This is a genomic window from Streptomyces sp. NPDC058459 (assembly GCF_042721685.1).
Classification (GTDB): Bacteria; Actinomycetota; Actinomycetes; order Streptomycetales; family Streptomycetaceae; genus Streptomyces.
The window spans coordinates 1-3,312 of sequence record NZ_JBHXLV010000354.1; the positions used below are offsets into that span (position 1 = coordinate 1).

At 70.4% G+C, this 3,312-nt stretch carries 4 protein-coding genes; all 4 read left to right on the forward strand.

The window, feature by feature from the left end:
- On the forward strand, positions 1 to 915 hold a 915-nt coding region (locus ACFWN1_RS32415; protein ID WP_384370058.1), incomplete at its 5' end, for an iron-containing alcohol dehydrogenase family protein.
- A gap of 201 nt (positions 916 to 1,116) precedes the next feature.
- A complete protein-coding gene (gene rplU / locus ACFWN1_RS32420) occupies positions 1,117 to 1,437 on the forward strand; it encodes a 50S ribosomal protein L21 (protein ID WP_031183637.1) in 321 nt (106 codons plus the stop codon).
- Between the two features lie 14 nt (positions 1,438 to 1,451).
- On the forward strand, positions 1,452 to 1,706 hold the full coding sequence (gene rpmA, locus ACFWN1_RS32425; RefSeq protein WP_384370061.1) for a 50S ribosomal protein L27: 255 nt from the start codon (positions 1,452 to 1,454) through the stop codon (positions 1,704 to 1,706).
- Between the two features lie 129 nt (positions 1,707 to 1,835).
- Entirely contained in the window at positions 1,836 to 3,281 is a 1,446-nt protein-coding gene (gene obgE / locus ACFWN1_RS32430; protein ID WP_384370064.1) for a GTPase ObgE, read from the forward strand.
- Positions 3,282 to 3,312 lie beyond the last annotated feature (31 nt).

Sequence of the window (3,312 nt, forward strand, 5' to 3'; positions counted from 1 at the left end):
CGGCTGAAGGAGCGGGTCGCCCCGCAGCTGCCGGGTGCCACCTGGTACGAGGTCGGCGGCGGCACCCTGGACGACGCCGTCCGGCTCGCCGACGAGATGAAGTCCGGCCGCTACGACGCCGTGGTCGGCCTCGGCGGCGGCAAGGTCATCGACTGCGCCAAGTACGCGGCGGCCCGCATCGGCCTGCCGCTGGTCGCCGTCGCCACCAACCTCTCCCACGACGGCATCTGCTCGCCGGTGTCCATCCTGGACAACGACGCGGGCCGGGGCTCCTACGGCGTGCCCACGCCCATCGCGCTGCTCATCGACACCGACATCATCCGCGAGACCCCGTTGCGCTTCGTGCGCTCGGGCATCGGGGACGCGGTGTCGAACATCTCGGCCGTCGCGGACTGGGAGCTGGCCAACCGGGTCAACGGCGAGAGGATCGACGGTCTCGCCGCCGCCATGGCCCGCCAGGCGGGCGAGGCGGTGCTCCGGCACCCCGGGGGCTGCGGGGACGACGCGTTCCTCGCGGTGCTCGCCGAGGGCCTGGTGCTGTCCGGCATCGCGATGTCGATCGCCGGCCACACCCGGCCGTCCTCCGGCGCCTGTCATGAGATCAGCCACGCGCTCGACCTGCTCTACCCCCAGCGGGCCGCCAGCCACGGTGAGCAGGTGGGCCTCGGCGCCGCCTTCGCCATGCATCTGCGCGGCGACCACGAGGGGTCGTTCCTCATGGCCGCCTCGCTGCGCCGGCACGGGCTGCCGGTGCTGGCGGAGGAGATCGGGTTCGACGTGGACGAGTTCGTCCGGGTCGTGGAGTTCGCGCCGGAGACCCGTCCCGGCCGGTACACGATCCTGGAGCACCTGGACCTCGCCCCGGCCCGGATCCGGCAGGCGTACGCCGACTACACAACGTCGCTGGAGCGCTGAGTCCCCGCTGACCAGGGCCCGGTTTGACCCGTACGGGACGCGCCCGTAGTCTTGACCGTCGGCGTGTCATTTGAGCATGCCACATCCCCGTAAACCTTCTCCTCCTGGTCGCCCTGGGCGGTCGGGAGAGGTCGTTCATGGCGTGCTGCCGGTTCGGCTGGCCTTCGGGGGTGCCGTCCTTCGAGCGAAAGTGAGATCCGCGTGTACGCCATCGTGCGCAGCGGCGGTCGCCAGCACAAGGTTGCTGTCGGCGAGATCGTTGAGGTTGACAAGATTTCCACGGCCAATGTCGGCGACACGGTCGAGCTCTCGACCCTGCTCGTCGTCGACGGCGACTCCGTGACCAGCGACCCGTGGGTGCTGGCCGGCATCAAGGTCCAGGCCGAGGTCGTGGACCACCACAAGGGCCAGAAGATCGACATTCTGCGCTACAAGAACAAGACCGGCTACCGCCGTCGTCAGGGCCACCGCCAGCAGTACACGGCGATCAAGGTCACTGAGATCCCCGCGGCTGCGAAGTAAGGGACTGAGAAGACATGGCACACAAGAAGGGCGCATCGTCCACCCGGAACGGTCGCGACTCCAATGCCCAGCGGCTCGGCGTGAAGCGCTTCGGCGGTCAGCTCGTCAACGCCGGTGAGATCCTGGTCCGCCAGCGCGGCACCCACTTCCACCCCGGCTCCGGCGTCGGCCGTGGCGGCGACGACACGCTGTTCGCGCTCCAGCCCGGTGCGGTGGAGTTCGGCACCAACCGCGGCCGCAAGGTCGTGAACATCGTTCCGGTCGCCTGAATCCTCTGATTCACGGCCGCGAGCGGTAAGAGCCGCGCGAGGCGGACCTCACTTCCCGGGCGGGAAGGCGGGTCCGCCTTTCGCGTGTTGACATACGTATCACCCGTACTTTTCTGGAGGCACCGAACCATGACCACCTTCGTGGACCGCGTCGAACTGCATGTCGCCGCGGGTAACGGAGGCCACGGCTGTGCCTCCGTCCACCGTGAGAAGTTCAAGCCGCTGGGCGGTCCGGACGGTGGCAACGGCGGTCGGGGCGGCGATGTCACCCTCACCGTCGACCAGTCCGTGACCACGCTGCTCGACTACCACCACTCCCCGCACCGCAAGGCCACCAACGGCAAGCCCGGCGAGGGCGGCCACCGCTCCGGCAAGGAGGGCCAGGACCTGGTCCTGCCCGTCCCGGACGGCACGGTCGTGCTCGACAGGGAGGGCAACGTACTGGCCGACCTGATCGGCCACGGCACCTCCTTCGTCGCCGCGCAGGGTGGCCGGGGCGGCCTCGGTAACGCGGCCCTCGCCAGCGCCCGCCGCAAGGCGCCCGGTTTCGCGCTGCTCGGTGAGCCCGGGGACCTCCACGACGTGGTCCTGGAGCTGAAGACCGTCGCCGACGTGGCCCTGGTCGGCTACCCGAGCGCGGGCAAGTCCTCGCTGATCTCGGTGCTCAGCGCCGCCAAGCCGAAGATCGCGGACTACCCCTTCACCACCCTGGTGCCCAACCTCGGTGTGGTGACCGCCGGTTCGACCGTCTACACCATCGCCGACGTGCCCGGTCTGATCCCTGGCGCCAGCCAGGGCAAGGGCCTCGGCCTTGAGTTCCTGCGCCACGTCGAGCGGTGCTCCGTGCTGGTGCACGTGCTGGACACCGCCACGCTGGAGTCCGAGCGCGACCCGCTCTCCGACCTCGACATCATCGAGGAGGAACTGCGGCAGTACGGCGGTCTCGACGACCGGCCCCGCATCGTCGTCCTCAACAAGATCGACGTGCCCGACGGCAAGGATCTCGCCGAGATGGTCCGCCCCGACCTGGAGGCGCGCGGTTACCAGGTCCACGAGGTGTCGGCGGTGGCCCACACGGGGCTGCGGGAGCTGACGTTCGCGCTCGGTGAGCTGGTCGGCCAGGCGCGTGCCGCCAAGCCCGTGGAAGAGGCGACGCGGATCGTGATCCGGCCGAAGGCCGTGGACGACGCGGGCTTCTCCGTCACCCGCGAGGAGATCGACGGCGAGCCGCTGTTCCGGGTGCGCGGCGAGAAGCCGGAGGGCTGGGTGCGGCAGACCGACTTCAACAACGACGAGGCCGTCGGCTACCTCGCCGACCGGCTCAACCGCCTCGGTGTCGAGGACCGGCTGCTGAAGGCGGGCGCCCGCACGGGCGACGGCGTCGCCATCGGCCCCGAGGAGAACGCGGTCGTCTTCGACTGGGAGCCCACCGTCACCGCCGGCGCCGAGATGCTCGGCCGCCGCGGCGAGGACCACCGGCTGGACGAGGAGCGCCCGGCGGCCCAGCGCCGCAGGGACCGCCAGGCCGAACGCGACGAGTCCCAGCGCGAGTTCGACGACTTCGAGCCGTTCTAGGACGCGGAAGTCAGCCACTCGGGCCGGGACG